The following is a 736-nucleotide window of genomic DNA, read 5'->3' as shown; positions in this document are numbered from 1 at the left end:
GGGGTCAACCAGGTGCCACCAACGGCCTGGACGTTGCCGAGGGCCAGGTAGTCGGCTGCGGTGTTTCGGCGGATGCCGCCTGTGGGACAGAAGGTGACGTCCGGGAACGGCCCGCTGAAGGCTTTGAGGGCCGGGATGCCGCCGGCGACTTCGGCGGGGAAGAATTTGAATTCGCGGTAGCCGAGGTTATAGCCAATCATCATTTCCGAGATGGTGGCAATGCCCGGCAACAGCGGGGCTTCGGAGGTCAGGCCGAATTCCAGGATGGCTTCGGTTACGCCCGGGGTGATTACGAACTGGGCGCCAGCGGCCTCTACCTGGCGGTATTGGGCAATGCTGGTAACGGTGCCCGCGCCTACCCAGGCGTCCGGGATGGCTTTGCGGACTTCTTCGATGGCTTTTAGGCCGTGTTCAGTGCGCAGGGTAATTTCGAGGACGTTGATGCCGCCATCAACGAGAGCCTGGCAAAGGGGCACGGCGTCGTCGAGGTCCTGAATGGCGATGACCGGCACCAGGGGTGAGGATTGCAGTACTGCCCTGACGCGCTCGCGATGGTAATCGGAAAGTTGGCTCACGGTTTTCTCCATAACAAATGTCGGGCGTTTCAGGGACTCCAGAACACCTGGAGGCCTGGTTTCAGGAAAGCTCTGATTGGCATCTCGAGCACCTTGTCCGGTTCAGACATAGCACGGTCCAGCGTCTGCAATTTGTCCTCGCCCTTCAGATGCAACGCGGT

At 60.7% G+C, this 736-nt stretch carries 1 protein-coding gene; it reads right to left on the bottom strand.

Annotated elements, in window-relative coordinates:
- Window positions 1-575: bifunctional 4-hydroxy-2-oxoglutarate aldolase/2-dehydro-3-deoxy-phosphogluconate aldolase (eda, locus tag B2W52_RS15250; RefSeq protein ID WP_286803681.1), on the bottom strand; the 575-nt coding region annotated here is incomplete at its 3' end.
- Window positions 576-736: the final 161 nt, after the last annotated feature.

Origin of the sequence: Marinobacter sp. UBA2498 (genome assembly GCF_002341575.1) — a bacterium.
Classification (GTDB): Bacteria; Pseudomonadota; Gammaproteobacteria; order Pseudomonadales; family Oleiphilaceae; genus Marinobacter; species Marinobacter manganoxydans.
Note: the sequence above shows the minus strand (reverse complement) of the source record. Positions and strands in the feature narration are given on the sequence as shown.